Genomic DNA, 24,139 nt, shown 5'->3' on the forward strand with positions numbered 1-24,139 from the left:
GAGTTCTGAGATTGAGTTGGTCGTCCATCAGCCGTCGACCCATGCGCCGTTGACAATGACCAGCGTCTTCCTATTGAATTGTCGACAATAGGAACAGCCATTGGGACGGCAATGCGCGTATTGATCTTGGGCGGGGGCGTGGTCGGGATCACCACTGCCTATCAGTTGCAAAAGGACGGCCACGCAGTCACCGTTCTCGAGCAGGCACCGCAGGTGGCCGAGGGCGCGAGCTGGGCAAATGCCGGCATGATCGCGCCTGGCCATTCCTTCGTCTGGTCATCGCCAGCCGCCCCGAAAATCCTGCTGAAGTCGCTGTTCCAGAAGGATCAGGCGCTTCGTTTCAAACTTTCCGCCGATCCGCATCTCTACAGCTGGTCGTTGCGCTTCCTCATGCAATGTACAGCCACCAAGGCGCGTCGCAACACCCTCCTCAAACATCGGCTTGCGGTCCATTCCCAATCGGTCCTGCAGGCGGTCGTCAGGGAGGAAGCGATCCAGTACGACAGGACGTCGGCCGGCATTCTTTACTTCCACCGCAGCCGTGAGGCGCTCGACAAGGGCGTCGCCAACATGCGCCTGCTGGAAGCCGACGGCCAGGAGATCCGCATTGTCGACGCGCAGGAAATCGTTGACCGCGAGCCGGCGCTGGCTTCGTCACGCGGCAGCATTGCCGGCGGCATAGTGTGTCCGACCGACGAAACCGGCGACGCCGCCAAGTTCACGCGCGCACTGGCGGCCATCGTCGAAACGAGGGGCGGCAAGATCCTGACAGGCACCAGGATCGTCGGGATAGAACGCAGGAACGACGCGATCACCCGGGTCGTCACCGACAAGGGAGAAATCCTGGCCGACACCTACGTTCTGTGTCTGGGCGCGGAAAGCCCGATCCTTGCCCGCAAGATCGGCCTTGGCCTGCCGATCTACCCGATCAAGGGATATTCCCTGACCATTCCCATCGTCGACCAGGCCCTGGCTCCAAAGCTGCCGGTTATCGATGAGCACAATCTCGTTGCCATCACGCCGATGGGCGATCGCATCCGCGTCACCGCCACCGCGGAATTCGCGGGCTATGATCGCAGCCACAAGCCTTCGGATTTTGCCTTCATGAAGCGCGTCACGCAGGAGCTGTTTCCTCGCGGTATCGCCTATGATCGCGCCGAGATGCGGGCCTGTCTGAGACCCATGACGCCCGACAATCTGCCGATCCTTGGCCTGCGCAACATCAAAAACCTCTGGCTGAACACCGGCCACGGCCATATCGGCTGGACCATGGCGCATGGATCGGCCCGCATCGTCGCCGATCTGATCGCCGGCCGGGCCGCACCGATCGCCCTCGACGGCATCCTTCCCACACAGGCGCGGTTCGCCGAACCAAGCACCGCAAAGGCTTGACCGACGCCATGCTCCGACCGACCAGGCAAACCAACCAGGACAACAGCGCGGCGTCAGCGTCCAAGCCGGTCAAAACCGGCCCGCGTGTCTATGAAGAGATCCGCCGCATGGCGATGGACTATCGCTTCAAGCCGAACGAACGCATCAACGAAGTGGCGCTTGCCGCGAGGCTGAACGTCAGCCGCAGCCCCATCCGGGAGGCCCTCCAGCGGCTGGTCACGGAGGGACTCATCACTTTCCAGACCAACCGCGGTTTCTTTTGCCGCGGCTTCGATGTCGACGAGATCGTCAATCTTTCCGACGTGCGGGCGGTGCTCGAGGAGCGCTCCGTCAGGCTGGCGATCCAGCGCGCGACAAATGAAGAGCTTGCGGCGCTCGTCGACTGGTGGACGCTCACCATGGCGCGCGCCGACTCGTTTTCCAGCGCCGAGCTGACCGCCAGGGACGAGGAGTTTCACATCCGCATCGCCAGGCTGTCAGGCAATCCCGAACTGGCGCGCATGCTCGAAGGCATCAACACGCGCATCCATTTCGTTCGCAAGATCGAAGTGGAGAAGCACCGGCGACTGTCGACGACCTACACCGAACATAGCGAAATCGCCCGAGCCATGGTAGCCCGCGATGCCGACAGCGCCGCCAGGCTCATGCATAGCCACATCGAGATCAGTGTCGCCGATGCCATGTCGACCGTTCGGGAAGGCCTGGCCCGGATATACGGCGACGGCGACCAGATCTGACCAGCAACCCGGATCTGATTAGGGAATCCCTGGTCGGTCAGGCAACCTTGTCGAGCAGCGGCCTGAGCGCCGGATGGATTTCCGGCGAGGCGTGCTTGATCAGCGTCAGAAGCGCGCGTTCGTTCTCGTAAAGAGGCCTGTCGACGCCGATATGTTCGATCAGCCAGCCGGCTTCGCCGGCATCGATCGTCTCGGCGCGGCGTGCCAGGGCCTCGGCCGCCCTGTTCTTGGCCTCCCACTCGGCCTCGATGTCGCCTGGAGACCGGTAGGCTTCCATGATGCCGGCAAGGCCGCCGGAGATCATGCGGCTGAAGAAGCCGCCGATTTCCGGATCGGCATGTTCGAGGAAGGCATCACGGCGCAGCGCCACATCGCGCGTCGGTGCTTCGTAACCGGCCGAGCACATGACGAAATTGGCGATCGCCTTGACGAACAGCTCGTTCCAGGACGGATCGTTGTGTCCTTGAGCAGTGCGCTCGTTGATCTTGAACAGCACCTCGGCCTCGGCGCGCGTGATGGCGATGTTGCCGTCGCCGCCATGGGCATGGAGGATCCGGCGCAGCAGCTTGACCTCCGCCTTTGCGATGAGGCCCGGAGTCAGCGCGCCGTCGAGCATCAGCGGCCCCTTGCCGTCGATGACGGCATGCGCCACCTGCTCCAGCGCATACACACAAAGCTGGCTCGGCGACGATTTCGCCTGTTCAAGCACATGCACCAGCAATTCGAGCTCGGTCCGGCTGTCAACCATGCCATCGCGTGAGATCGTGCGGATTAGCCAGTCGGCATTGTCCTGCGAGATATAGCCCGATGACTTTTCCTGGTGGACGATATAGTCGGTGACCGCCTCGACGAAGAAAGGCGGCCATTCCTGGCATTTGTCCTTCGCCGTGGCATCGAGCGCGAACAGCGCCTCGGCCTCGCCGCGCGTCACGACGCCGTCGCCGAACACTTCATGGCGCAACATCGCCACGTCCTCCGCGGCGATGCGGCTTTTCGAGGTCAACCCGGCCACCGGCGCGCTCATGATCAATTCGCCCATTTGTCGTCCCCGTCCGCCGTCGCCAAGCGCCAGCCCCTACCCGCCAACATATCAGCAGTGTCTTGAAAAACCGGCAAACGGCGTGGTTAGCGAAGACTTGTCGCCAACGCATGTCACCTAAAAGCGTGCCGTGGTTTTGGAGAACGACATGCACGCGCTTTAGATGTCGCGGACAGGTGACAAGCCGTCGCGCGCAAGCTATGGATGGCGCGTCGAGGACTCAGGGTCTGAGTCCTACCTGTTTGCGGGAGAGAACAGCGAGAGCTGTCGCCGAAGGGGAAATCGCCCGAAATCTCTCAGGCAAAAGAACCGTAGACGGGAAAGACACTCTGGAAAGTCGGGGCTTGCCCCCGCGCCGAAGGTGTAAGCGCCGCTGACAGAGCTCCGGCTGCGCGAGTCTCTCAGGCTTCAGACAGAGGGGCACGGACTGGTCGCCATTCGCGACCGATTGCGTGCGACTCTGGAGACGACATGACGGGCGACGACACAAGACACCTTCCCCTCGAAGATATCCATAGGGCCGCCGGTGCGCGCTTTGGCGCCTTTGCCGGCTGGTCGATGCCGCTGACCTATCCGGCGGGCGTCATGAAGGAGCATCTTCACACCCGCGAACAGGCCGGCCTGTTCGACATCTCGCATATGAAGTTGTTCGAGGTCAGCGGACCGGAAGCAGTTTCACTGCTCAACCGCGCCTGCCCACTGGATGCGGGCACGCTCGAAATCTCACAGTCCAAACTGTCCTTCTTCCTCAATGAAGCCGGCGGCATCCTGGACGACCTGATCGTCACCAGACTTGGCGATGCCAGGTTCATGGTGGTCGCCAATGCCGGCAACGCCGTAGCCGACGAAAAGCATTTGCGCGCACTTGCCGCGGATTTCGACGCGAAGGTCGAGCCGCTCGACCGCGTCTTCCTTGCCATTCAGGGCCCCGAAGCCTGGGCCGCCCTTTCCCGCGCCGGCATCGAGACCGGCTCGCTGCTGTTCATGCATGGGGTCGAACCGCGCAAGAACTGGTTCATGAGCCGGTCGGGCTATACCGGCGAGGACGGTTTCGAGATCGGCCTGCCGGAAGTCGATGCACGTGATCTCGTTGGTAAATTGCTCGGCGACGAGCGCGTGCTGTGGATCGGGCTAGCCGCCCGCGACAGCCTGCGGCTGGAGGCAGGGCTGTGCCTGCATGGCCAGGACATCACGCCGGAGACCGATCCGGCCAGCGCCGCCTTGATGTGGGCAATTCCAAAGGAAATCCGCGCTTCCGGGGCTTTCATAGGCGCCGATGCGCTCCGCGCCGCTGTGGAACGAGGACCCGCGCAAAAGCGCGTCGGGCTGAAGCCGGAAGGCCGCCAGCCGGTGCGTGGCAGTGCCGCGCTCTTCGACGCCGACGGCAATCCGGCCGGCCATGTCACATCGGGCGGCTTCGGCCCCTCGGCCGGCCATCCGGTCGCCATGGGCTATGTCTCGACACCTCTGGCAAAGCCCGGAACACGGGTTTTCGCCGATGTGCGCGGCACGAAAATCCCAGTCGATATCAGCTCCCTGCCCTTCACACCGCATCGCTACCGCAAAGGATGATTTCCATGGCAACAACCTATTTCACATCAGATCACGAGTGGCTCCGCGTCGAGGGCGGCATCGCCACGGTCGGCATCACTGATTACGCGCAGGAGCAGCTCGGCGACCTCGTCTTCGTTGAACTGCCGGAGACCGGAAAGAAATTGACCAAGGGCGACACCGCCGTCGTGGTCGAATCCGTCAAGGCTGCTTCCGATGTGTACGCGCCAGTCGATGGCGAGATCACGGAAGCCAACGGCACGCTTTCGTCGGATCCGTCACTGGTCAATTCCGCGGCAACCGGGGCCGGCTGGCTATGGAAGATGAAGCTCGCCGACGAAAGCCAACTCGCCGGTCTCATGGATGAGGCCGCCTACAAAGCCCATATCGGTTGATATCAGGACTTATTGACATGACCGTAGCACCCTACCCCTTCTCGGCCCGCCATATCGGTCCTGGCCTCAACGACACCAGAGCGATGCTGGCCGCCATCGGCGTGCCCTCGATCGGGACGCTGATCAGCCAGTCCGTACCGAAGTCGATCCGGCTTGATCGGCCGCTTGCCCTGCCAGCACCGGCGAGCGAGGCGGAAGCGCTGGCCGAACTCTCGGCTGTTATGTCCGGGAATACGGTGCTGAAGAGCTTCATCGGCGCCGGTTATCACGGCGTCCATCTCCCGCCGGTTATCCAGCGCAATCTGTTCGAGAATCCTGCCTGGTACACGGCCTACACGCCCTATCAGGCAGAGATCAGCCAGGGCCGGCTCGAAATGCTGTTCAACTTCCAGACGCTGGTCACCGAACTGACCGGCCTGCCGGTGGCGTCCGCGTCGCTGCTGGATGAAGCAACCGCCGTCGCTGAAGCGGTCGGCATCGCCTTGCGCCACCACCGCGACAAGCGCACCAAGATCGCATTTGCCGGCACGCCGCACCCGCAGACGCTGGACGTGGTGCGAACCCGCGCTGAGCCGCTCGGCATCGAGATCGATGGCGAAACGATCGACGACAACACCGCAGCCCTGCTCGTCTCCTGGCCGGATACGTTTGGCGTCTATGGCGACCACAAGGCTGCGATCGACAAGGCGCGTGCGGCCGGCGCCCTCGTCGTCTTCATCGCCGACCCGCTCGGCCTGACGCTTACCGATGCGCCGGCCAAGCTTGGCGCCGACATCGCCGTCGGCCCGATGCAGCGTTTTGGCGTGCCGATGGGCTTTGGCGGCCCGCACGCGGCCTATTGCGCCGTCTCCGACAGGTTGACGCGGTTGATGCCCGGCCGCCTGGTCGGCCAATCCACCGACAGCAAGGGCCGGCCCGGCTATCGGCTTGCCTTGCAGACGCGCGAGCAGCACATACGACGCGACAAAGCGACCTCCAACATCTGTACCGCGCAGGCGCTGCTCGCCAACATGGCGACCGCCTATGCCATCTGGCACGGCCCCGCGGGGCTGCAGGCGATTGCCGGGCGCATCCATGCGCTGGCCAATCGTCTGGCAAGCGGCCTCGAGGCAGCAGGCGTTCCGGTGATCGGTGCCAGCCGTTTCGACACGGTGACGGTGGAGACCAAGGGCAAGGCGGCGCAGATCGCCACTGCGGCTGAAAAGACCGGCCGGCTGCTGCGCCTCGTCGATGCCGACCACATCGGCATCGCCTTCGACGAAACCTCCACCGAGGCCGATCTCGACGCAATCGCGGCCCTGTTCGGTGCCAAGGCGGGTGCCTCCGCCGACAGCACAGTGCCCGGCAAGGCGCGCGGCAAGGAGTTCCTTACCCAGCCTGTTTTCCACGAAAACAAGTCGGAAACCGAGATGATGCGCTTCCTGCGTCGGCTGGCCGACAGGGACCTGGCGCTCGACCGCGCCATGATCCCGCTGGGATCCTGCACCATGAAGCTCAACGCCGCCGCCGAGATGATGCCGGTGAGCTGGCCCAGCATTGCCGATCTGCACCCTTTCGCCCCGGCCGCGCACTCGGCCGGTTACCGTGCCATGATCGGCGAACTGGAGGGCTGGCTGTCGGAGATCACCGGCTTCGACGCCGTCACCTTGCAGCCCAATGCCGGTAGCCAGGGCGAATATGCCGGACTGCTCGCCATCCGGGGCTATCACCGCTCTCGCGGCGACAACCACCGCACCGTCTGCCTGATTCCCTCCTCGGCGCATGGCACCAATCCCGCGAGCGCGGCGATGGCCGGCATGAGCGTCGTCGTCGTGCGCTGCACCGAAGACGGCAACATCGACATGGACGACATGAAGGCCAAGGCGGCCGAGCATGCGCAAGATCTCGCGGCGCTGATGTTCACCTATCCCTCGACGCATGGTGTGTTCGAGGAAGGTGCACGCGATCTCTGCGCGCTGATCCATGAGCATGGCGGCCAGGTCTATTTCGACGGTGCCAACCTCAACGCCCTGGTCGGGCTTGCCCGTCCCGGCGACATCGGCGCCGATGTCTGCCACATGAACCTGCACAAGACCTTCTGCATCCCGCATGGCGGCGGCGGACCCGGCATCGGGCCGATCGGCGTCAAGGCGCATTTGAAGCCGTATTTGCCCGGCCATGTCACCGAAGGCTCGGCGCACGCCGTCTCCGCCGCCCCCTTTGGCAGCGCCTCGATCCTGCCGATCACCTGGATGTATATCCGCATGATGGGCGCCTCGGGCCTCAAGCAGGCGACCGAAACGGCCATCCTGTCCGCCAACTACATCGCGACGCGGCTCGGTGTGCATTTCCCGGTGCTCTACAAGGGCAGGCAGGGACGCGTCGCGCATGAATGCATCCTCGACACCCGCGTGCTCAAGGAAAGCGCCGGCATCAGTGTCGACGATGTCGCAAAGCGCCTGATCGATTATGGTTTTCACGCGCCGACCATGTCGTTCCCCGTCGCCGGTACGCTGATGGTCGAGCCGACCGAGTCCGAGCCCAAGCGGGAGCTCGACCGCTTCTGCGAGGCGATGATCGCCATCGCAGGCGAAGCGGCGAAAGTGGCCAAAGGCGAATGGCCTTTGGCAGACAATCCGCTGGTCAACGCGCCGCACACCGCGGCCGAGGCGCTGGCCGGCCAGTGGACCCATCCCTACTCACGCCTGGAAGCGGCCTATCCGGCCGGCGACGCCGACACCGCGGCCAAATACTGGCCGCCGGTGTCACGCATCGACAATGTCGCCGGCGACCGCAACCTGGTCTGCTCCTGCCCGCCTTTGTCGGATTATCTGGGTGCGGCGGAATAGCCAATGCATGTCGCCCAAAAGTGACCCGGTTTTGGGAGAACGACATGCATAGGACAAAGAGCTAAATCGGGTCGCCCGCGACACGCTTTAGCCAGGTGCTTGGTCCCGGCATTTGATGGATAGGATAAAGCCTGAATTGTTTGGCTCTTTTGTCCAGATTTGCAGATGAACTCGTATGGTGGGGAGCCCAGTCAAGTCGTGCCCTCCACTGGCGCCTCCTGGAAACTCTGGCGCCGGTTTGGGCTTCACCAGATTACCGACCGGTCGATCTCGCCGATGCGCGCACGTCCGGTTAGCGCCATTGCCATCTCGAAGTCCCGGCGAAGCAGGTTGACACAATGGGCTACGCCCTCGGCACCGTCCGTTGCCAGGGCGTAGACATAGGGGCGGCCAATCATGACTGCGGTTGCCCCTAGCGCAATCGCCTTCAAAACGTCGGTGCCACGCCTAACGCCGCCATCGAGGATGATGGGAATCCGTCCGGCCACCCGTTCCGAGATGGCGGGCAGGGCGTCGATGGCTGCCGGCAGTGTGTCGAGGTTACGCGAACCGTGGTTCGAGACGACGATAGCATCTGCACCAGTTCCGATGGCTTGCTCGGCATCGTCAGGATCGAGGATACCCTTCAGGATAAGCGGCAGGGTTGTCAGCGAACGCAGCCAGGCAATATCCGCCCAGGTCGGCATCGCCCGCTTTTGCGCAGTGCCAACTTTAAGCACGCCGGTGTTCCGGTCCTTGAAGTACGGCGTTGCGATGCTATCGGGCATTTTGAAGCCTGCCCGGAATTGCCTACGGCGATCGCCTGGCGTTGGCAAATCGACCGTCACGCTGATCGCCTTTGCGCCCAGTGCCGCCAAGCGAGATACGAGTTCGCCATTGAAACTGCGATCGCTTTGCCAATAGAGCAGGAACCAGACTGGAGACTGGCTCTCCGCTACGCAATCCTCGATTGCCGCCGTCGCCGTAGTTCCCAGAATGAACACCGCTCCCGCCACTCCGGCGCCGCGCGCCGCGGCCACCTCACCTTCCGGATGCGCCAGCCGCTGATATGCTATTGGGGCCAGGATGATCGGATGGGGCAGCCTTTGCCCGAAGAGTGTGATCGCGGTATCAAGTCTTGTGACATCGCGCAGCACACGCTGCCTCAACTTGATGCGGTCGAATGCGGCTTCATTGTCACGCTTGGTGATTTCGTCGCCAGCACCCCCGGCAATGAACTCGTAAACCGCATGCGGCAACACCTCTCGCGCAGCCGGTTCAAAATCCGCCAAGCCGAGAAACCGGGTTTCGATGTCAAGTGGCATTGACCAGTCCGATCTGTGCCTCAAAAAAAGTCGGCTATTCCAGAGACAACATTCGCGCAAATCGCCGCTGGCCACAAGGCAGCAGCACGGCACGCAGGCAGTTCGGCGATGATTGTGTTCGACTCAAACTGGCGCATGATCCCGAAAAGTGGGAGCCCGGTTTTCTCGGACAAACGGAAACCGTTTGTCCGAGATCATGTCCAAACAAACAACTAGAGCAAATGGAACCCCATCCCGAGCCCATCGGGATGGAACAGGCTCTACGCTGAGCGCAAGGCCGGCTTGACCGGCTCGGCCCTATCAGTGCTTTTGCGGCTAATGACGCAATTTCGTCCGGCGCGTTTGGCGGCATAGAGCGCCGCGTCGGCCTCGGCGAGCACGTTGTCCAGGCTGCTGCCGCTTGCCTCGCCAAAGCCGATGCCACCGCTGACCGTGCTGCGCAACTTGCCGAGCTGGGTAGGGACGATTTCGGTGCCGAACGCCACGCCGATCTTGCTGGCGAGATCGTAGGCCTTTTCATCCGTCATCCGCGACATGACGATTGCGAATTCCTCGCCCCCAAGGCGAAAAGCGTCGACGCCGGTCCGGGCATATTTCTTGATGACCGCGGCGAAGCGGCACAAGACCTGGTCCCCAACCGGATGGCCATAGACATCGTTCGTCCGCTTGAAGTGGTCGAGGTCGAACATGACGACGGACATGAACGGACCGAAACTCCGTTCGCCGTAGAGCGACGTCAATGCCCGGCGGTTCAGCAACCCTGTCAGCGGGTCGGTCATGGTCTCGGCCTTGAGCTCGATCTGCGCCTGCAGATGATGGAGGGAGAGCGTCAATGCTCCGAGCCCGGTCATGCAGGCCACCGCCACGACGGAATTCAGTCGTTCGGCCCAGTTGTCGGGCGCGGCCGCGAGCGTCCATTGCCCGTTGGTCAGCAGAACCACGCCGCAGAGCGCGAACGACACCGCGCAGGTACCGCTCAGAAACGATACCACCAGCAGGATGCGGCGATCGTGGCTGCCGTTGATCCAGAACATGGCGCCGATCGCCGACAGCAGCGCCGTCACCGTGGTGTAGGCGACGATGAAGCCGACGCCGTCGAAGCCCATAAAGGTCACGACGGCACAAATGGCCATGGCGGCAAGCGCCGGTGCAATGGCACGTCTGTGGCCAGGCACTCCCAGATATTGCATGGCCGACACGCAGAGGATCAGGAACCCTAGAGTGAGCAGCGCTAGCACGATCTGACAAAGTAGCGGATCGGGATCCTTGGTGTATCGCCAGAACAGGATCACATGCGCGACCAGCACCAGAATTCCGCACGCCACCGTCAGCACGAAACCTGCCTTAGGGGCAGTGAACCAGATCGCAAACATGGTGACGCTGAGGCATATGCCCGACAGCGCGGCTGCGAGCAGGAGCGAACTGAAGTCCAGCATATCGGGCAAGGGCCTCTCGAGCGTCGGCGGTTGCGCTGCATTCTAGGTTAGCGGCAGCCCTCAGATACGGGTTTTCAGCCGATCGTTCGACCAACCTGCGGATAAGGTTTACAAAGCGTCGATACCACGTGTTCCGAAACCGGACCCGGGGATGCGAGATCAACCCTTGTTCAGGAGAGCGAGGTTGGCGTTGACGACGGTGGGATCGGCCATGCCGGCCTTCGCTTCGAGCAGCAGCGCCCTGGCCTTCTTGCGATTGCCGCGCAGCAGTTGCGAATAGCCCATATTGTTGACGATCTGCGGCTTGCGGCCGGCGACTTTCAAAAGCTGGCCGTAGGCTCGGTCGGCGAAGTCGAAGCGGCCGAGTTCGTCATAGGAAGCGGCGAGCCCCATCCAGGCCTCGGCGTTGTCGGCCTTCAACTCGACAGCCTTGCGGAAGTGCTTTTCGGCGAGGCCGTAATTGGCGTCGCGAAACTGCGCCTTGCCTTGCGCCAGATCGGAGGTGTCGATGTCTTTTGCCGCCGGTTGGATAGCGGTGGTCTTGGTCTTGTCGACGCCACTCGACGTACAGCCAGACATCATCAAGACGGCCGCCAGCGCGGCCATTGCCGTGAACTTACTGTGACGCATGCCCCTGCCTCATCGCCCGATTCGCCGGGTCGTTCTTCAGGAAACACATTATATCAGCGACGCTTAAACTTTGGTGCCGAAACTCCGCCAAAATTCGGCTTCGGGCACACCAGCCATTAACCACGGATGCGAGCGACGTTCTCATGGCGGCCCGAGCGCCTTGAGCGGCTCCGGAACCGGATAGCGGCTGCCGTCATAGCGCAGCCGATAGGTCCGCGTCACGGACTTGCCGGGGTGGGATTGGCACTCGCCATCCTTGTCGACAGAAGGTTCGTCGGTATCGATCCGCTCGACCGCGGTGATGTCGTGATAGCCGTGGTGGCTCGCCCGGCTCATCGCCAGGCTAACCTGGCTGGAATGAAAGGATCCGGCGCAATTGCTATCGCCTTCACCGCCATTGCCGGCCACGACGAGGCCGTCGAGCACCATCCGCAGGGCATCGCCATCGAGGGCATAGAGCCGCAGGCCGGTTTGACTGAAGGGATTGACCTGCGAATGATTTGCCATGTCTATGCGCAGGCCAAAGGCCGTGACTTTGGGCGCCAGCCCATAACGGCCGGTATCGAATTCGATGCCGCGGATGGCGATGGCATCGTCGCTCATCAGCCCGGGCTGCAGCAGGCGCTGGCGCACCTGTAGGCTCTTCCTGTCGACGACCAGAAGCTCGATATCGCCGACATGCTGGCCTTCGACGGATTGGGCGCTGTCGATCAAGGGCACTGCGACCAACATCAGGTTGTCGTGAGCGGGCCAGATCTTGCACACCAGCCCGGGCGGATCGTAGTCCGAGTGCGTCAGGGCGATGCTGGTGTGAGGCTCAAGCGTGAACGAGGCGCCGTCGGCACTCTTTCGAGCCTTGGGATAGGCCTGCTGCACCAGGGCGGCGGCATCACCGCAATCGCTGGCCGTAGCCCAGGCGGGCGACAAACTGGCTGCGGCGAGGCCGAGGAACAGAGTACGCAACAGCATTCGCATGGGCTTCTCACGTTGCAGAGCCGAGTTCGGGCAGGATGCAGGGCAATGAATTGTCAGCCCTTCGCCAGGACTTTCGTGGGCGCTCGTTAGTGCGCCGTCATTTTGACGATGACTGGAATCGCCGCAATCATCAACACCACCGGCAGGATGCACACTACCACCGGCACCGACATCTTGGCCGGCAGGGCGTGCGCCTTTTCCTCGGCCAGCGACATGCGCTTGTGGCGCATGTCGTCGGAGAAGACGCGCAGCGCCCCCGACAGGCTGGTGCCGAGTTCCTTGGACTGCTGCAGCAATGTGGCGAAGGAACGCACCTCGTCCAGGCTGAGGCGGTCGGCAAGCGCCTTCAGCGCATCGTCAAGGCTGCGCCCGGCCCTCAGCTCCAGCGACACCAGCTGCAGGTTCTGGCTGAGCGCGGGATAGGTCTTGGCGAGTTCCTTGGAGACGCGCTCTATGCCTGCCTCCATGCTCATGCCGGCATCCGAGCAGACAATCATCAGGTCCATGAAATCGGGAAAGCCGTTGCGGTACTCACGCCTGCGTTCCCGCACTTTCTGGCTCAGCACCAGGCCAGGCAGGAAATAGCCGGCCGCTCCCGACAGGATGACGAATGTCCAGCGGCTGGCCATCGTCGCGTCCGGGCTGGCCATCCAGCGGTTGAGCACAAACACACCGATTGCCGTGCCGATCATCGCGGTGAACCGGATCAGGAAGAACGTGCCGACAGCGCGCGGCTCCATGTAGCCCGCCTGGATGAGTTTCATGCGCAGCCGGGCGACATTTTCCGGATCGCTCCTGGCGTAGAATTCCTGCGCCCGCTTCACCGCCTTCTCGCGCACGACGCCGGTGTTCTTCTTCTGCACCGGCTCCGGTTTGGCGGCCGCGGGACCGTTGTCGACCCTGAGCCGGCGCATGACCTCGTTGCGGTCGCCCCTCGCTGTGACAACAGGCCAGGCAACAGCGGCAGCACCCGCCGCCAGCAGCAGGATGGCCACCGGCATCAATGAGGTCGGCGCAAGCGAGGCGAGGAATTCGATGAAGCCCTGCATATCAGAACTTGAAATTCGACATCTTGAACATCATCAGATTGCCCAGCATCAGCCAGGTGATCGACCCGCCAAGCAGATACCAGGTCTTTGGCTCGCCCCAGACGTCGCTGTAGAAGCCCGGCATCAGTGCCATGATGGCGGCAAACAGCAACGCCGGCACCGCCGTCAGGATGTAGGCCGACATCCGGCCTTCTGTCGCAATGGCGCGCACCTTGCGGCGCAGCTTGCCGCGCTCGCGGATCGTCGTCGCCAGGCCGTCGAGTATCTCGCGCAGATTGCCACCCGAACTGGTCTGGATCGAGACGGCGGTGACGAACAGCGGCAGATCCTCCTGGCCGACCCGGTCGAACAGCGAGTTCAACGCCGAAACCAGATCGGAGCCATAGGTCACTTCGTCGGCAATGACGCCGAACTCGCTGCCGATCGGGTCGGGCATCTCGCGCGCCACCATGGCGATCGCCACCGGCACCGGATGGCCGGCCTTCAGGCCACGCGTGATCAGTTCCAGCGCCTCCGGCAACTGCATGCCGAACCGCTTCAGCCTGCGCTTGCGCTTGAAACGCAACGTCATCACCGGCAGCACAGGCACAAGCACCACAAACAGCACAAGCCCCATCAGCGGCGGCAAGCCGTACCAGATGGCGACCAAGGCCATCGCCATCGCCACGGCGCAGGTGGTCATCAGGAATTTGGGGAGCGGCATGATCATGCCCGACTGGGTTCGCAGAGCGCGAAACCGGTCGGCCGAAAACAGCGGCGTGCCCGCGTCAAGTCCGCGCTCCTTGCGCAGTTGGACGAGCACCTGCTCCTGGCTGATCTTGTTTTCCTGCAGCTTCATGCGCCGATTTATGGCGGTGCGCTTGTCGCTGCGGCCGGCATAGAGCAGGTAGCAGGCCTCGGCGATCAGGATGCCGGTCAGCGCGGCCGCGGCATAGACGACATAGATCGCGCTCATTCCATCGAACACTTGGCTACTCCTGCGGCCGGCCGGGTTCGAAATATCGTCCGGGAAACTCGATGCCCATGGCGCGCAGATCCTCAAGGAAGCGCGGCCGGATGCCGGTCGCCTCGTAGTGGCCCAGAATCTTGCCGTCGGCCTCCATGCCCGTACGCACGAAGCGGAAGATCTCCTGCATCTGGATGACATCGCCTTCCATGCCGGTCACCTCGGCGACACTGGTCACCTTGCGCTTGCCGTCGGACAGGCGCGTCAGCTGGACGATCAGGTCGAGCGCGCTGGCGATCTGGCTGCGGATCGACTGCACCGTCATCGGCATGCCGGTCATGCCAAGCATCTGTTCAAGCCGCGAAATGGCGTCGCGCGGCGTGTTGGCATGGATGGTCGCCATCGACCCTTCGTGGCCGGTGTTCATTGCCTGCAGCATGTCGAAGGCCTCCTCGCCGCGGCACTCGCCGAGGATGACGCGGTCGGGGCGCATGCGCAGTGCGTTCTTGACCAGGTCGCGCTGCTTCAGCTCGCCATGGCCTTCGATGTTGGCCGGCCGCGTTTCCATGCGTGCGACATGCGGCTGCTGCAGCTGGAGCTCGGCCGCGTCCTCGATGGTGATCAGCCGCTCGTCCTCCGGAATGAAAGCCGACAGCGCATTGAGCATGGTGGTCTTACCGGTGCCGGTACCGCCCGAAATGATCGTCGTCTTGCGGGCATGCACGGCCGCCGCCAGCACCTCGGCCATGTTCTGGGTGATGGCGCCGAATTCGACCAGTTTGTGCAGGCCGAGCTTGTTCTTGGAGAACTTGCGGATCGACACCAGCGGCCCATCGACCGCCACCGGGCGGATGGCCGCGTTGAAGCGCGAGCCGTCCAGCATGCGGGCATCGACCATAGGCTGCGATTCGTCGACGCGGCGACCGACCGCGGCGACGATCTTGTTGACGATGCGCAGGAGATGCGCCTCGTCCTTGAACGGAATGTGGACCGGCTGCAGCTTGCCCTTCTTTTCGACAAAGCAGTTCATGTGGCCGTTGATCAGGATGTCGTTGATGTCGGGGTCCTTGAGCAGCGGCTCGAGCGGACCGAGGCCGACCATCTCGTCGACGATGTCGTCGACCAGCGCGTCAAGCTCGACGGTGTTGATCGCCATCCGCTCCTGCTTGGTCTTTTCCGACACGAAATCATGCACTTGCCGGCGCATCTCATCCTTCGGCAAACGCTCCAGCGCGACAAGATTGATCTCTTCGAGCAGCAGCCGGTGGATACGCACGCGCGCATCGAGCACCTTGTTGGCATTCTTTGCGGGCGCTGTGTCCGGCTTTGCTGGCAAAGCCTTTCGACTGGTCGGAATGACGACGACATGATGGGCGACCGGCGTCGTCTCAGGCGCGCGCTGCGGATGGGCATCGCGGTTCTGCAGGGCGGAGAAGCGGCTGGTCATCCGGCTTTCCTCTTCAGCAATCCACGGCCCATATCAAATAGCGAGCGCGATTTCGCCCGAGTTGGGACCGCTTCTTCCGGCAGGATGATCTTCTTCAGATCGTTGACGACATTGGCATTGGGATCGATCTCGTGCAGCGGCACGCCGCGATCGACCGCTTCGCGCACCAACCGGTAGTTGTTGGCGATGCCGCCGACAAAATGCTCGCCGAGGATCTCCTGGACGTCAGCCTGCTTGATGCCGTTGTCGAACATCTTCTGTTCGAAACGATTGACGATGACGTTCGGCTTCACTTCCTTGCCGGCAGTCTCGTAGACCGCCTGGATCAGCCGCTGCGTGTGGCGCAGGCACGGCACCGTCATTTCCGCGACGATGTAGAGCTTGTTGGAACCGAGCAGCACGGTTTCCGTCCATGGAAACCAGGTGCGCGGCATGTCGATGACGACATTGTCGAAATAGGCCGAAACGAGGTCCAGCATGCGCACCACGACATCGGTCTTGAACGAGCGCATCTCTGCTGGATGCGCCGGTGCCGCCAGCACGCAAAGCCCGCTGGCATGCTTGGACAGCATCACGTCGAGCAGTTGGCGGTCGAGACGCTCGGGCTGGTTCTCGATCTCGGTGATGTCGAAACGCGGTTCGAGGTCGAGATATTCGGCACAGGCGCCCTGCTGGAAATTGAGATCGACGACGCAGGTCGACGCGCCGCGCGTCACCGAGTGATGCAGCTGGAAAGCGGTCTGCAGTGCCAGCGTCGTGGTGCCGACGCCGCCCGCCGCAGGCATGAAGGTGTAGATCTGCGACTCGGTGTTTTCCTCGCGCCCGGGTCCCTGCAGTGCCCGCACGACAGAGCGCACCAGATCGGCGGTGGTGATCGGCTTGACCAGGAAATCCGCGACCTTGAGCTGCACGAGAATACGCACCGCGGCCGCGTTGAACTCCTGGGTGACGACGACGACAGGAACCTTGTCCTCCAGCCGGCGCATAATGCGCTGCAGCGACTCGACCTCCTCCAGCCTTGCCGCATCCATGTCGACGATGATGGCGCCGAAGTCGGCTTCCTGGATCTCGCCGCGCAACTCGGTGACGTTCTTGTCCACTGTCGAGAGCTGTATGATCTCGGAGGCGGAAAACGCGGTGCGCGTGTCCTGCGCAAACGTCCTGTCGGTCGATACGAGCAGGATCTTCCTGGTCTTGATGCCGTTTGCCATTCTGTCAGCCTGTCAGGTCGATCGACCGTTGGATCAGTTGCCCGTGAGATCAATTGGTCGTGCTGGACTGCGACGCCTTGGCACCGGCCGCCTGATCGGGTGTTACGGCCGCGGCACTGCCTCGTTGGGCCGGCACCAGGAGCCTGGTGTTCTGGACCCCGTATTTCCAGGGATCGACCATCTGCATGACGGTGTTGGCGGCCTGCGCATTTCCGGCGCCGGCCGTCGGCCCTTCGCTGCGCACATAGTCGTCGCTGGTGCAGCCAGCTGCAAAGCCGGCCAGCAGCAAGACGACGCTCGATCCAAAGACCAGACGCATGGCTTCAATCCTTCGGCAGGTCGAGGAAATGCCCAGCCGAAGCGGCCGCTGCAGGTTGAGTGACGCGGCCGTCTGCCAGCGCCACGGTGCGACCGGCATCGGCGCCCTTCACTTCCTCGGTGTTGTTGAGAAAATAGTCGGCGTTGCTGGCCGGCTGCGTGCCATCTGTCGGCTCGACGAGCTTCTTCGACGGATCGACCGGCTTGACCAGATAGGGCGTTACGATGATGACCAGATCGGTCTCGCGCCGCTGATAGGATTTCGACGAAAACAGCGCCCCAAGCACCGGCATCTTGCCGAGCCCAGGAATGCGCGACGTGGTGATGTCGTTTTGCGACTGCAGCAGTCCAGCGATCATGAAGCTCTGGCCGTTCTTCAGGTCGACCGACGTCCGGGCACGGCGCACGATGAAGCCGGGAACCGAGATGGTGCCTATGTTGTAGGAGGCAGACGCGTCGATCGAGGAGACTTCCGGCGCGATGTCCAGGCTGACCAGCCCATCCTTGAGGACGGTCGGCGTGAAATCCAGGCTGACGCCGTATTTCTTGTAGCTGACAGAGATCTTGCCGTTGTCCTCGGAGACCGGGATCGGGAACTCGCCGCCGGCGAGGAAGCTCGCCGTCTGGCCGGACCGGGCGATCAGGTTCGGCTCGGCCAACCGACGGGCAAGACCGCGTTCCTCCAGTGCCTTGATGGCGATATCGATCGACACGCCGTTCGACAAAAGCCGACCGATGATTTCGCCAGTGCCGGCCGTCGGCACTGTACCCGGATCAAGAGAGACGTCGCGGCCACCAAGGCCATAGGCAAAATTGGCGGCGTATTTGGCACCCAGATCCTGGCCCGCCTGGCGGTTGATCTCGACAAAGCGGACGTTGAGCTGGACCTGCTGCGACGACGAGATGTTGACCGAGTTGATGACCTCCTCGGTGCCGGAAAAGCGCGTCGCGATCTTGTTTGCCTTTTCAGCTGCGACCGCGTCATCCGCCTCGCCCGACAGCACGACCCGGCCATTGGCCGATCCGACCTTGATCCTGGCATCCGGCACGCTGGCGCGAATGGTGCTGGCCAGTTGGTCGGTGTCGAGCGTCACCTCGATGTCGACAGTGCCGACAAGCTGCTTTTTCTCATCGAACAGCGCAATGCCGGTGGTGCCGAGATTGTTGCCAAGCACATAGAAGGATTTGTCGGTCAGCGGATTGACGTTGGCGATCTCCGGGTCGCCGATGACGATCTGGTAGAAGGCGGCACTGGTCATGATCGTCTTCGGCTTGCCCTTGGCAACCTTGATCGACGCATTCTTGGTCGACGACACATAGACGATGTCGTTGTCCGCCCTCGCCGAGGCGCCGAAGGCCAGCATCGCGGCAGCAGCCAGCGAAGCCGCGACAGACACGGTGCGCAAAACGCGCAACCGTCCCATGACCCGATATGCGATCAGCCCGAACATTGTCCCGTCCCTCACCCAGTCCCCACTGGCTTCTATTTCTGGTCCCGCGAAGGAACCTGGTATTCCTCGGCCTTTGTGCCGCGCGTCACGATCACCGTCTTGAACTTCGGTTTCTCTGGCTCCTTGGTGACGGCTTCGAGCAACGAGCCGGCCGCGGCCTGCACATTCGAGGCGACCGATCCACCGAAGGAGGAGATGGTGGTGACGCCGTTCTTGCCGTCACCGCCTTCGCTGGCGGACCGGAGCGACAGCGACAAGGTGCCGACGGTGCGGGCCAGCGCCACTTTCTGCGCGCCGTCTGTCGTCACCTCGATGGTCACCGAATTGGAAATCTGCGGCGTCGTCTGGCGTTCGTCGGCGCCCTGCCCGACGCTCAGCACCTTGGCGTCGGCGACGACGATCTCGGAGGTGATGGTAGAGCCGGCGGCCCCTTGCGCATTCTTGGCCACTTCCTGAATTTCACCGGCATCGCGCGTCAGCACCACGTCAACGCGGTCACCGGGCGTGACGAAGCCGCCGACACCGGCGATCTCGTCGGTGCGGATGGTGACCGCCCGCATTCCGGGCGTCATCATGTTGGAGAGTGTCGCGCGGCCGTTCGGACCGGACAGCTTGGTCAGCAGCACCGGTTCGTTGACCTCGATCGGCGACAGCACCACGCGGCTGCCCTCGGCAAGCAACGCATTGATGGTGGTGAAGGCGCCCTGCGGCACAGACCCTTGCGACCACGGGATTTCGCTGAGCTGCGCGCGGTCGAGCGCCATGCCGTAGCGCAATGGGGCATTCGCCACCACGATGGTCTTGAACTCGACCTTCGGCACAATAGGTGCCGGGATCGACGACGTCTTCTCTTCGGAATCGGCCTTGGCCTGGCTTTTGACCCAGAAATCCGCGGCAAAGATCGAGATCGCCCCGAAAACGGCGGCGATGCCGATCATCGATATGGCCTTGCCCCTCACGCCGAAAACCCCTGATGCCTGCCGTTTCTTATTTTGTTGGGCTCACGCTAGGCGGCATTGTTAAAGAATCAGGAATCCCGAGCGTTGGTATCGGATCTATTTCCGCCGACTTGGTTATCGAATGGTTTTGGGGTAAGAGGGGCCAGATCCCCGAACGGAACAGGAACCTCGGTCGCTTGGCGCTGAAAAGCGTGGCAGTATCGTGAGGTGATTCGCAGCACCGGAACCTATGGCAGGCATGGACGACAATAACGATCTCTTCGGCAATATGGACAAGCAGCCGCAGCCGGTGCGTACCCCTGCGCGCCCAGCCGATCCACTGGTGGTGCAAGCCACCAAGCGTCCTGCCTCGACCAAGGACGGCAGCGAGGGCTATAGCGCCGCCGACATCGAGGTGCTGGAAGGGCTGGAGCCGGTGCGCCGCCGGCCAGGCATGTATATCGGCGGCACCGACGACAAGGCGATGCACCATCTGTTCGCCGAGGTCATCGACAATTCGATGGACGAAGCGGTTGCCGGCCATGCCACCTTCATCGATGTAGAGCTCTCGGCCGACGGCTATCTCGCCGTGACCGACAATGGCCGCGGCATCCCGATCGATCCGCACCCGAAGTTCAAGAAGCCGGCGCTTGAAGTGATCATGACGACGCTGCATTCGGGCGGCAAATTCGACTCCAAGGTTTACGAGACATCAGGCGGCCTGCATGGCGTCGGCGTGTCCGTGGTCAACGCGCTGTCGGACCATCTCGAGGTCGAGGTCGCGCGGGGACGGCAACTCTATCGGCAAAAATTCTCGCGCGGCGTTCCCGTGACCGGCCTGGAACAGTTGGGCGAGGTCCACAACCGGCGCGGCACAAAGATCCGCTTCCACCCCGACGAGCAGATTTTCGGCAAGGGCGCGGCGTTCGAACCGGCGCGGCTCTACCGCATGACGCGCTCGAAAGCCTATCTGTTTGGTGGCGTCGAGATTCGCTGGACCTGCGATCCGGCGCTGATCAAGGAAAAAGACCAGACGCCGGCCAAGGCTGAATTCCATTTTCCCGGCGGCCTGAAGGATTATCTCAAGGCATCGCTCGGCGACGACTTCCAGGTGACTCGCGAGATTTTCGCCGGCAAGAGCGAGAAACAGGGCGGCCACGGCTCGATCGAATGGGCGGTGACCTGGTTCGGCGGTGACGGCTTCATCAATTCCTACTGCAACACCATCCCGACCGGCGAAGGCGGCACCCACGAGGCCGGCTTCCGCAACGTGCTGACGCGGGGCCTGCGCGCCTATGCCGATCTTGTCGGCAACAAGCGCGCCTCGATCGTCACCTCGGAAGACGTCATGATCTCGGCGGCGGGCATGCTGTCGGTGTTCATCCGCGAGCCAGAATTCGTCGGCCAGACCAAGGACAGGCTTGCGACGATCGAGGCAATTCGAATTGTCGAGACCGCGATCCGCGATCCGTTCGACCATTGGCTGGCCGACAATCCGCAAGAAGCGTCGAAGCTGCTCGAATGGGTGATCGCGCGTGCCGACGAGCGGGTGCGCCGACGGCAGGAAAAAGAGGTGTCGCGCAAGAGCGCGGTGCGCAAACTGCGGCTGCCGGGCAAGCTCGCCGACTGCACGCAGAATGCCGCGGCCGGTGCAGAACTGTTTATCGTCGAAGGTGACTCGGCCGGCGGCTCAGCCAAGCAGGCGCGCGACCGCGCCAGCCAGGCGGTGCTGCCGTTGCGCGGCAAGATCCTCAACGTCGCCAGCGCCGGCAACGACAAGCTGGCGGCCAACCAGCAGATTTCGGACCTGATCCAGGCGCTCGGCTGCGGTACGCGTTCAAAGTACCGCGATGAAGATCTGCGCTACGACCGCGTGATCATCATGACCGACGCAGATGTCGACGGCGCCCACATCGCCTCGCTGCTGATCACCTTCTTCTACCAGGAGATGCCGGCGCTGGTGCGCGGCGGCCACCTTTACCTCGCCGTGCCGCCGCTTTACTCGATCAGGCAAGGCGGCAAGGTCGCCTATGCCCGCGACGACGCGCACAAGGACGAGCTCCTGCGCACCGAATTCACCGGGCGCGGCAAGGTGGAACTGGGCCGCTTCAAGGGCCTGGGCGAGATGATGGCCGCCCAGCTCAAGGAAACCACCATGGATCCGAGGAAGCGCACGCTGCTCAGGGTCGATGTGAACGAAATCGATTCAGCCACCAAGGACAGGGTCGATGAACTGATGGGCACCAAACCGGAAGCCCGTTTCCGCTTCATCCAGGAACGCGCCGAATTCGCCGCGGCGGAAGTGCTGGATATCTAGCCGCCAGCCGGTCCATAACAAGGCTCCAGTTGCGGAGACGAGCATGTGACCTGGGCGCGGTTGAAAGGCTATTTCGAGACGAGTTTAGCCGGATTGACGCAACCGACGCGCTCCGACTGGATTTTTGCCTTGCGCACCGTTTCAGCCGGCCTGATCGCGTTGCTGGCCGCCTATGCGTTGAAGCTCGACCATCCGCAATGGGCCATGATGACGGTGTTCATCGTCGCCCAGCCGGTTGCCGGCATGGTGCTGGCGAAGGGCTTCTACCGGCTGCTCGGCACGCTGGTCGGCGGCTTGGCCGCGATCGGCATCACCACCACATTTGGCACCGGCCCTTGGGTGCTGGTGACTGTGCTTGCCGTCTGGATCGGCATCTGCACCTTCGTCTCGTCGCTGCTGCGCAATCCGGAAGCCTATGGCGCAGCGCTTGCCGGCTACACCGCAATGATCATCGGCCTGCCTGCCTTCGGACAGCCGCACCTCGTCGTCGACCTTGCGGTCGCCCGTTGCGCCGAGATCGTGCTCGGCATTGTCTGCGCCGGCCTGACCAGCCGGCTGATCCTGCCGAAACTGGCCAGCAACGCCATCATTTCGCGCCTGAAACGCTGCATCCTCGATCTTGCCACCTATGCCGGCGGCGCGTTCTCCGGCGGCGACCCAGCAACACTGTCCGCGCTGCACCGAAAGCTGGTCACCGATACCCAGACGCTTGGCGAGATGCGCGCCTATGCCAGGCTCGAGGCGCCGAGCTTCGCGCCGCGCGCCCATCCGGTCCGGCGCACCATCGGACAACTGCTCTCCGCGCTCTCGGCGGCACGTGCGCTGCATTCGCACGCCGCTCCGAAGAATGCTGCGCTCATTCCCGTGCGCTCGGAACTGCAGTCGCTGGTCAGCGAGCTGGCCACGAAGCCCGGCGCGCTGGATGACACCACGCCTTGGGTGGCGCGGCTCGACACCATCTCCGCCAAGGCCCGGCAAATGCCCGATGCCTCGACCGATCAGGGCGACGACAGGGTCGGCACTATCACCCGCCTGACCATTGCCGCCGATTTCGCCGATGCGCTCAAGCAGGTGCTGCGCGGCCTCGACGCCCTGCGCGCGCCTGCCACGCGCCCGGCCAGGGGCAGCAGGCAGCCCGCTCTGGTGGTGCATCGCGATTACGCCGGCGCATCGCGCAACGCGGTGCGCGCTGCGCTTGCCACGCTGCTGGTCGCGGCCTTCTGGCTGACGACGAAATGGTCGGAAGCCGCCGGCACGGTCATTCTCGTTGCTGTCGTATCGAGCCTGTTTGCTGCTCGCCCCGACCCTGTGCAGGTCGCCTGGGGTTTCTTCAAGGGAACGCTTCTGGCGCTGCCGTTTGCCTTTTTCGTCGGTCAGATCGCATTGCCTGCCCTGCCCGGCTTCGGCTGGTTCACGCTGTTTGTCGTGCCCATCCTTGTACCGACGGCACTGGCCATGGCCAATCCACGCTATGTCGGCGTGGCGACAGCCTTCGCCATCAACTTCCTCGCCTTCCTCAGTCCGCACCAGGCGATGACCTACGATCCCGGGCCCTTCTTCGCCGGTTCGGCGTCGATCCTTGTCGGCATCCTGCTGGCGATCGGTGTCTTCATCGTCGTGCTGCCAGCCGATCCATGGCTCGCGGCCAACCGCATCGTGCGCGCCATGCGCGAGGATCTGGCGCGGCTTTGCCTGCATGAGCGGGTGCCGAGGCGGTCGGCCTTCGAGAGCCTCGCCTACGACCGCATCAACCAGTTGATGCCGCTGGTGCAGAATGCCGGTCAGAAGGGCGATGCGGTTCTGGGCGGCGGCGTCGCCGCCGTCACCGTCGGCCTGGAGGTCCTTCGGCTGCGCGATGCGAGCCAAAGCCATGCCATCCCATCCGAGACCGCGCTTTCGATCGCCAACTTCCTGAAGGGGCTGGCGCGCGAACTGCTCTTCCGCGCCCCCGGCGATCCGCAGACCTCAACCGTCACCGTCGCCCGGCAATATGCGGCGAGCATTGCCCAACGAAACGGTACCGGCGAATTGCTGCAGATCGCGGCATCGTTGCGCATTATCGCCGCCGCGATGGAGGATTTTCCGGAGTTTTTCGCTAGCAACAGGCTTTAGCGAATGTCAGCGCTGGCTGGATCTGCGCATAGGCGTTCCCGTCTGGGCCGGCTTTGATTCATC

The 24,139-nt window shown here is 63.1% G+C and carries 19 protein-coding genes and 1 riboswitch; of the genes, 7 read left to right on the top strand and 12 right to left on the bottom strand.

Annotation, left to right across the window (positions count from 1 at the left end; translation table 11 throughout):
• Positions 1 to 111: 111 nt before the first annotated feature.
• Positions 112 to 1,392, top strand: coding sequence for a D-amino acid dehydrogenase (locus tag EOA16_RS18700; RefSeq protein ID WP_127259602.1), 1,281 nt, complete (start codon positions 112 to 114; stop codon positions 1,390 to 1,392).
• Positions 1,393 to 1,400: 8 nt separating this feature from the next.
• The gene (locus EOA16_RS18705; protein ID WP_127259603.1) at positions 1,401 to 2,129 is read left to right on the top strand and encodes a GntR family transcriptional regulator; all 729 of its coding nucleotides are present in this window, start codon (positions 1,401 to 1,403) and stop codon (positions 2,127 to 2,129) included.
• A gap of 37 nt (positions 2,130 to 2,166) precedes the next feature.
• Here EOA16_RS18705 and EOA16_RS18710 read toward each other — a convergent pair whose 3' ends face one another.
• Positions 2,167 to 3,168 carry a hypothetical protein gene (locus tag EOA16_RS18710; protein ID WP_127259604.1) on the bottom strand — a complete coding sequence of 334 codons (1,002 nt, stop codon included), beginning with the start codon at positions 3,166 to 3,168 and terminating at the stop codon, positions 2,167 to 2,169.
• A gap of 235 nt (positions 3,169 to 3,403) precedes the next feature.
• Positions 3,404 to 3,490: riboswitch (glycine riboswitch) on the top strand.
• Positions 3,491 to 3,639: 149 nt separating this feature from the next.
• On the opposite strand from EOA16_RS18710, the gene gcvT reads away from it, so the two are divergent.
• The 3 genes from gcvT to gcvP are packed head-to-tail and all read left to right on the top strand — an operon-like array spanning position 3,640 to position 7,942.
• On the top strand, positions 3,640 to 4,740 hold the full coding sequence (gcvT, locus tag EOA16_RS18715) for a glycine cleavage system aminomethyltransferase GcvT (RefSeq protein ID WP_127259605.1): 1,101 nt from the start codon (positions 3,640 to 3,642) through the stop codon (positions 4,738 to 4,740).
• 5 nt (positions 4,741 to 4,745) lie between these two features.
• Positions 4,746 to 5,114 carry a glycine cleavage system protein GcvH gene (gene gcvH / locus EOA16_RS18720; protein WP_013531953.1) on the top strand — a complete coding sequence of 123 codons (369 nt, stop codon included), beginning with the start codon at positions 4,746 to 4,748 and terminating at the stop codon, positions 5,112 to 5,114.
• Positions 5,115 to 5,131: 17 nt separating this feature from the next.
• Positions 5,132 to 7,942 (top strand): aminomethyl-transferring glycine dehydrogenase, encoded by a 2,811-nt coding sequence (gcvP, locus tag EOA16_RS18725; protein ID WP_127259606.1) that lies wholly within the window; start codon positions 5,132 to 5,134, stop codon positions 7,940 to 7,942.
• Between the two features lie 245 nt (positions 7,943 to 8,187).
• Here gcvP and EOA16_RS18730 read toward each other — a convergent pair whose 3' ends face one another.
• The 11 genes from EOA16_RS18730 to cpaB form a co-directional block, all read right to left on the bottom strand.
• Complete coding sequence (locus EOA16_RS18730) at positions 8,188 to 9,246, bottom strand: alpha-hydroxy acid oxidase (protein WP_127259607.1); 1,059 nt, start codon at positions 9,244 to 9,246, stop codon at positions 8,188 to 8,190.
• Positions 9,247 to 9,506: 260 nt separating this feature from the next.
• Positions 9,507 to 10,682 (bottom strand): GGDEF domain-containing protein, encoded by a 1,176-nt coding sequence (locus EOA16_RS18735; protein ID WP_127259741.1) that lies wholly within the window; start codon positions 10,680 to 10,682, stop codon positions 9,507 to 9,509.
• Between the two features lie 159 nt (positions 10,683 to 10,841).
• Entirely contained in the window at positions 10,842 to 11,312 is a 471-nt protein-coding gene (locus EOA16_RS18740; RefSeq protein ID WP_127259608.1) for a tetratricopeptide repeat protein, read from the bottom strand.
• A gap of 141 nt (positions 11,313 to 11,453) precedes the next feature.
• A complete protein-coding gene (locus EOA16_RS18745; RefSeq protein ID WP_245455974.1) occupies positions 11,454 to 12,440 on the bottom strand; it encodes a hypothetical protein in 987 nt (328 codons plus the stop codon).
• Positions 12,374 to 13,336 carry a type II secretion system F family protein gene (locus tag EOA16_RS18750; RefSeq protein ID WP_127259610.1) on the bottom strand — a complete coding sequence of 321 codons (963 nt, stop codon included), beginning with the start codon at positions 13,334 to 13,336 and terminating at the stop codon, positions 12,374 to 12,376. Before EOA16_RS18750 ends, EOA16_RS18745 begins: the two co-directional genes overlap by 67 nt.
• Position 13,337: 1 nt before the next feature.
• Positions 13,338 to 14,303 (bottom strand): type II secretion system F family protein, encoded by a 966-nt coding sequence (locus tag EOA16_RS18755; protein ID WP_127259611.1) that lies wholly within the window; start codon positions 14,301 to 14,303, stop codon positions 13,338 to 13,340.
• 4 nt (positions 14,304 to 14,307) lie between these two features.
• Positions 14,308 to 15,729: a CpaF family protein gene (locus tag EOA16_RS18760; RefSeq protein WP_127259612.1), complete on the bottom strand. Its 1,422-nt coding sequence runs from the start codon at positions 15,727 to 15,729 to the stop codon at positions 14,308 to 14,310.
• Positions 15,726 to 16,940, bottom strand: a complete 1,215-nt coding sequence (locus EOA16_RS18765; protein ID WP_127259613.1) for a response regulator — start codon at positions 16,938 to 16,940, stop codon at positions 15,726 to 15,728. Before EOA16_RS18765 ends, EOA16_RS18760 begins: the two co-directional genes overlap by 4 nt.
• A 49-nt stretch (positions 16,941 to 16,989) precedes the next feature.
• Positions 16,990 to 17,259, bottom strand: coding sequence for a hypothetical protein (locus EOA16_RS18770; protein ID WP_127259614.1), 270 nt, complete (start codon positions 17,257 to 17,259; stop codon positions 16,990 to 16,992).
• Between the two features lie 4 nt (positions 17,260 to 17,263).
• Positions 17,264 to 18,709, bottom strand: coding sequence for a type II and III secretion system protein family protein (locus EOA16_RS18775; protein ID WP_127259615.1), 1,446 nt, complete (start codon positions 18,707 to 18,709; stop codon positions 17,264 to 17,266).
• 32 nt (positions 18,710 to 18,741) lie between these two features.
• Entirely contained in the window at positions 18,742 to 19,668 is a 927-nt protein-coding gene (cpaB, locus tag EOA16_RS18780) for a Flp pilus assembly protein CpaB (RefSeq protein ID WP_245455975.1), read from the bottom strand.
• Between the two features lie 238 nt (positions 19,669 to 19,906).
• Here cpaB and parE point away from each other — a divergent pair, with 238 nt between their 5' ends.
• Together parE and EOA16_RS18790 are read left to right on the top strand one after the other, a co-directional pair.
• Positions 19,907 to 21,964 carry a DNA topoisomerase IV subunit B gene (parE, locus tag EOA16_RS18785; RefSeq protein WP_127259616.1) on the top strand — a complete coding sequence of 686 codons (2,058 nt, stop codon included), beginning with the start codon at positions 19,907 to 19,909 and terminating at the stop codon, positions 21,962 to 21,964.
• 45 nt (positions 21,965 to 22,009) lie between these two features.
• A complete protein-coding gene (locus EOA16_RS18790) occupies positions 22,010 to 24,076 on the top strand; it encodes an FUSC family protein (RefSeq protein WP_127259617.1) in 2,067 nt (688 codons plus the stop codon).
• Positions 24,077 to 24,139 lie beyond the last annotated feature (63 nt).

Source organism: Mesorhizobium sp. M7A.F.Ca.US.008.03.1.1 (assembly GCF_003997495.1).
Taxonomy (GTDB): Bacteria; Pseudomonadota; Alphaproteobacteria; order Rhizobiales; family Rhizobiaceae; genus Mesorhizobium.

Bases quoted from the DNA above. Each gene is read 5' to 3' on its own strand.
- EOA16_RS18760 (WP_127259612.1), bottom strand. From the start codon at position 15,729: ATGACCAGCCGCTTCTCCGCCCTGCAGAACCGCGATGCCCATCCGCAG.
- EOA16_RS18705 (WP_127259603.1), top strand. From the start codon at position 1,401: ATGCTCCGACCGACCAGGCAAACCAACCAGGACAACAGCGCGGCGTCA.
- EOA16_RS18765 (WP_127259613.1), bottom strand. From the start codon at position 16,940: ATGGCAAACGGCATCAAGACCAGGAAGATCCTGCTCGTATCGACCGAC.
- gcvH (WP_013531953.1), top strand. From the start codon at position 4,746: ATGGCAACAACCTATTTCACATCAGATCACGAGTGGCTCCGCGTCGAG.
- EOA16_RS18700 (WP_127259602.1), top strand. From the start codon at position 112: ATGCGCGTATTGATCTTGGGCGGGGGCGTGGTCGGGATCACCACTGCC.
- parE (WP_127259616.1), top strand. From the start codon at position 19,907: ATGGACGACAATAACGATCTCTTCGGCAATATGGACAAGCAGCCGCAG.
- EOA16_RS18770 (WP_127259614.1), bottom strand. From the start codon at position 17,259: ATGCGTCTGGTCTTTGGATCGAGCGTCGTCTTGCTGCTGGCCGGCTTT.
- EOA16_RS18750 (WP_127259610.1), bottom strand. From the start codon at position 13,336: ATGCAGGGCTTCATCGAATTCCTCGCCTCGCTTGCGCCGACCTCATTG.
- EOA16_RS18775 (WP_127259615.1), bottom strand. From the start codon at position 18,709: ATGTTCGGGCTGATCGCATATCGGGTCATGGGACGGTTGCGCGTTTTG.
- EOA16_RS18710 (WP_127259604.1), bottom strand. From the start codon at position 3,168: ATGGGCGAATTGATCATGAGCGCGCCGGTGGCCGGGTTGACCTCGAAA.
- EOA16_RS18730 (WP_127259607.1), bottom strand. From the start codon at position 9,246: ATGCCACTTGACATCGAAACCCGGTTTCTCGGCTTGGCGGATTTTGAA.
- EOA16_RS18735 (WP_127259741.1), bottom strand. From the start codon at position 10,682: ATGCTGGACTTCAGTTCGCTCCTGCTCGCAGCCGCGCTGTCGGGCATA.
- gcvT (WP_127259605.1), top strand. From the start codon at position 3,640: ATGACGGGCGACGACACAAGACACCTTCCCCTCGAAGATATCCATAGG.
- gcvP (WP_127259606.1), top strand. From the start codon at position 5,132: ATGACCGTAGCACCCTACCCCTTCTCGGCCCGCCATATCGGTCCTGGC.
- EOA16_RS18740 (WP_127259608.1), bottom strand. From the start codon at position 11,312: ATGCGTCACAGTAAGTTCACGGCAATGGCCGCGCTGGCGGCCGTCTTG.